Origin of the sequence: Prosthecobacter sp., assembly GCF_014879935.1 — a bacterium.
Classification (GTDB): Bacteria; Verrucomicrobiota; Verrucomicrobiia; order Verrucomicrobiales; family Verrucomicrobiaceae; genus Prosthecobacter.
In genome coordinates, this window is record NZ_JACSRD010000077.1 from 1 (window position 1) to 4,155 (window position 4,155).

Genomic DNA, 4,155 nt, shown 5'->3' on the forward strand with positions numbered 1-4,155 from the left:
TTCGAGCGCGAGGGTGGCGTGAAGCGCGAACTCGACGGCGGCGTGAACGTCGGACGCTGCGGCTCGTTCGTGCGCGAGGGCGGCGTGAAGCGGGAACTCGACGGCGGTGTGAAGGACGGACGCTGCGGCTCGTTCGAGCGCGAGGGTGGCGTGAAGCGCGAACTCGACGGCGGTGTGAATGTCGGGCGCTGCGGCTCGTTCGAGCGCGAGGGCGGCGTGAACGTCGGACGTTCGCTGCGCGATGGCATCGCAGGACGCACTTCCGGCTTTGTTTCCGGCGGGCGCGAGGTCTGCGGAATGCCGGAGCGCGGTCCGAAGGGCGATGGGATGCCTGGACGCACGGTTTTGTCGTCCTTCTTGTCGTCACTCCTGCGGAAGCCCGATCCAGGCAGCGGAGGGCGGCCTTCCGGCATCACCGAGGGCGTGCGCGAGGGCCCACTCCCCCGTTCGGAGACCTCAGGCCGTTGGCTGCCGGGAATCGGCAGCGCGTCAGGGCGATTGAAGCGCGAGCGTGGGTCCGAGGACGGACTTCCCGGCCGCGTGGCTGGCGGCTGATCGGCCGCTGTGGCGCGGCGCACTTCCACCGGCTCCGCACGCGGCGTGCCATCCGTCGTGTTGCGGGGACCGAAGCTGCGGCGCTCACTGCTGGTCAGGGTGCGTCCGACCGCGGGTGGCGGTGTGGTGCTGGTGGCGATCACCGGGCGACGCTCCGGCAGCTTGCTCGGCAGCGCCGGGCGTGTGCCGGGCCCGCCCTGGCTATGCCAGCGGTTGCCGTGATCGCTGCTGCCGGCCAGGCGCCAGCCACGGTCGATCTGCGGGTTCACCACGCGTTCCCGCACGCGGGATGGCAGGCCCGGGCGCTCATCGCGGCGGATGTGGGGGGACGCCACCAGCAGGCGGTCACCGTTCACGCGGAACAGGTGGCGCGGATCGCGGTCGCCATCGCGGTTCAGCCAGTCGCGGCGCAGGCCGTCGTCATCCCGCCGCAGGGAAAAGCGTGGCACCCGCCCGCCGCGGAAGCGGTCCATGCGGTTCACGTCCGGCCCGCCCACAAAGATGTGGTTCACCACCGTGTGGTTGTAGCTGATGTTCGTGATGTTCACCGACTGGTCGATGAAGAGGCTGTTGCGGTGGCGGTCCAGCACGAAGGGCCGCAGCGAGGTGCGGCAGGCGAAGTTGTCATACGGCACGAAGTTGTAGCAGCCCGGGCCGATGTCGTAGTAGCTGTCCGTCCAGATGCCAAAGCCGATGCTCACCGACCACACCGCCTCCGGTGGCAGCGGCGCCCAGCCGATGTAGGCCTCGCTCTGCCGCCAGGAAACCCACGCCGGCGCCCACTCATAGCCCGGCACCCAGCACCAGCGGTCCCCGTTCAGCATCCAGCGGCCGTAATGATACGTCGCCCAGCCAAAGGGTTCGTCCGTGATCCACGTCCAGCCCGCGTCCGTGTAGGCCCAGTAACCATCGGTGTACGGCTGCCAGCCCGTGCCCACCAGTTCCGGGAAAGGCTCCCAGCAGTAGCCGTAGCCATCCACATAGATCCAGTCGCCGTAGGGTTGCAGCGCATCGTAAAAGAAGTCGATCGAGACATCCACGTTCGACGATTGGGCCTGCGCAGGCGGCACCGGCGCCATCAGGACCAGCAGGGCGGTCAACGCCACAACAAGTGTTTTCATGACTCTTGGGACGAGCGCCGTGCCGGGCTATTCACCCAGGCTCGTTTGAATTGTTTCGCCCGGGATCATGATGGCAAGGCCGCCGTCCGCTGGATGCCGATTCAGGTACATGAGAACACGCACGAAAACCCAGGGGATCTGGGAATTGATGTCGCCCCCGGGCCGCAGGCTCCCCGAGCTTGGTGACCGCCCCCAGACGCCGCGCAAATCCGAGGGCGCAGGCACGTCGGTGCTGCAGGAGCGCCCACAGAAGGTGGAACGTGAAAACCGGGAGCCACCGGCGGCGCAAAGCGATCCCTTAAAGGCGGATGGCGAAGCGGGTTGAAGAGCGAGCAACGAACCCAAGCCTCAGCGCCTCCGTCCGCAGCCACGCTTCTATTCCTTCCAGCGCCACAGCAGCAGCGTCAGCAGCGTGCCGCTGGTCCACAGCAGCCACTCCTGCTCGATCAGGTAGGCGCAGGCCACCAGCGCCGCGCCCAGGACCATCTTCAACACCGAGCCCGCCGCCTTGCCGAACAGCAACGCCCCCATGCCGATGGCCCCGAAGAGCAATCCTCCCAAAAAGCTGGCTTCCGTCGGCATGCCCCTGACTGCCGCCGACCGCCCCGTTTCGCAAGCGCTGTCATTCACGCGCAGACATTCGTCCACGCTAAGTGAAGACTCACGCCGCGGCGGCGGCATACGCTGTCATCCCGCACCCACTGCTCCGGGCGCGGCTTCCGACAGCAACCCCGTCTCGTCCTTTTCCTGCTTCTACTCGTCCATAACAGTTCGGCTTCGCCTGCACGCGCGACACCAGCGCCATCAGTACCAGCAGGCGCTCAAAGTCAGAGCAAGGGTCATTTCGCATCCGGTGCATTTCGCGCTGAAGTATTCATCCATCAGTCACCTACTAGTGTCGCTGGCTTCATATGTTGCCACCATGACCATTCCATTAGTTTCCACGTTCACTATCAACCCACTTGGTTGACCACCAAGGATATATTTTTGAGAGACGTCGCCCCTTGCACAACCTTTTTTCCAAAAAGACACTGCTGCGCCAGCAACTGAGTGAGCTCCTTGATTTCGTGTCTTTGACGAACAGGGGTGCCAAGCTCCTCGAGTATTAACCTTGCAAGCTGGTACCGAAACATGAAGGCCCGGATAGCTCGTGGTCCAAGACTGGCCTTCAAACTGGCTTTGGCAGTCATCAGTTCATCTCGAAGAATTTCCTTTTCGCTACCACTCAAAGTCAGTCTGTTATCGATTCGACTTTCGGGAGCTTCTTGCGCCGGTGTGATCTTTTGGGACACCCCAATATGTGGAGCCGTCGCGTGATCTGACTGCGAAGAAGGAACAGTGGGACTTGGCAGTTGTCTCAGAGAACTACGATGAGAGGTGTCGCCTTCTAGACCCATGACCGTGGTTGGCCTGGCAACATTCGCGGATTTACCACCAACCGCCCTGTCATCAGGAGTTCCAGACTTAGCATTTGCAAATGCTCTAACAACTTCCTCAACATCATCAGGCGTGAGTGCCCCAAGCCGCAGATGCGCCGTAAAGAGCTTCTCACAGTTTTCTTGAATAATTCGAGGTGCATCGTACTCAGTTTTGAGAGCACTTGAGGTGTCACTGTCGGCCAGATGACAGTATTTGTCCCAAATTGCATGCTTGAGGACATCTTCCTCAATCAACACTGCCACTCGAACACGGCGACTGATCTCTTTATCCTCAATCAGAAGCTTGATTGATTCAACCACAGAAAGGAGATGGCCAAACGGGCATCGGTCAAGGTCGTCGACAACCAACAATACGCGGCTAGGAGATTGCGATGAATTCGCAAATGCAAATCTCACCAGTATCGCAGGGATCGTGACAGATCCAACAAGCACCATCCCGAGTTCCCACGCTCCGCCAGCGCGGATAATGATTGTCGCATCAAGCACTCCGATCAGCAGCCAAAACAGCGGCCATCGTGTCGCGCTTTCAGCCCAATCCTTGGGCACATCAATCCACCCTTGGAGGAGCGCTCGCAAATCAGTCCCAATGGTAGCTTGGAGTCCCAGTTTCTCAGAGTGATTGGGAGACTTTAAAAAGGCCTTTTCCAGCACATCTTTCGTTGTCCAAAATTTCCACACAAAGAGACTAACAAAGGCAACGGCCCCGATTCCAACGGAGCCGTCGAACGCAAAAAGGTATGCGCGAGAATAATCATCAAGGCCATGGACCATCCACATTTTCGGCAAAGCAGTGACCCAAAGAGCAAACCAAACACCGAACAGCTTTCCAATTCCATGTCGTTCAATGCCCGCTCGAATTATATGCGCCAGTGAAGCCCACCAACCGTGCGCGCGGAGTTGTTGAAAAAATGATTCATAAAGATGAATCCATACCTCAGGACGGCTGGGATATCTCCAGGCGCTGAATAATAGGGTCTTCGCTGTTTCGGGTGGGCGACCTGGGAGAGCGATTCAGGCCGAAAAGTATCCGGGTGGGGCAG

General features: G+C 60.6%; 3 protein-coding genes. All 3 read right to left on the reverse strand.

All coding sequences use genetic code 11. The features are described 5' to 3' along the window. Positions 1-1,676 (reverse strand): DUF6600 domain-containing protein (locus tag IAE77_RS03920; protein ID WP_294222141.1); only part of this gene is annotated, 1,676 nt, incomplete at its 3' end. Positions 1,677-2,051: 375 nt separating this feature from the next. Further along, complete coding sequence (locus tag IAE77_RS03925; protein WP_294222144.1) at positions 2,052-2,258, reverse strand: hypothetical protein; 207 nt, start codon at positions 2,256-2,258, stop codon at positions 2,052-2,054. Positions 2,259-2,629: 371 nt separating this feature from the next. After that, complete coding sequence (locus IAE77_RS03930; protein WP_294222147.1) at positions 2,630-3,886, reverse strand: P-loop NTPase fold protein; 1,257 nt, start codon at positions 3,884-3,886, stop codon at positions 2,630-2,632. Between the last annotated feature and the right edge of the window lie 269 nt (positions 3,887-4,155).

Coding starts and splice junctions, on each gene's coding strand:
- IAE77_RS03925 (WP_294222144.1), bottom strand. CDS start 2,258: ATGCCGACGGAAGCCAGCTTTTTGGGAGGATTGCTCTTCGGGGCCATC.
- IAE77_RS03930 (WP_294222147.1), bottom strand. CDS start 3,886: ATGGTCCATGGCCTTGATGATTATTCTCGCGCATACCTTTTTGCGTTC.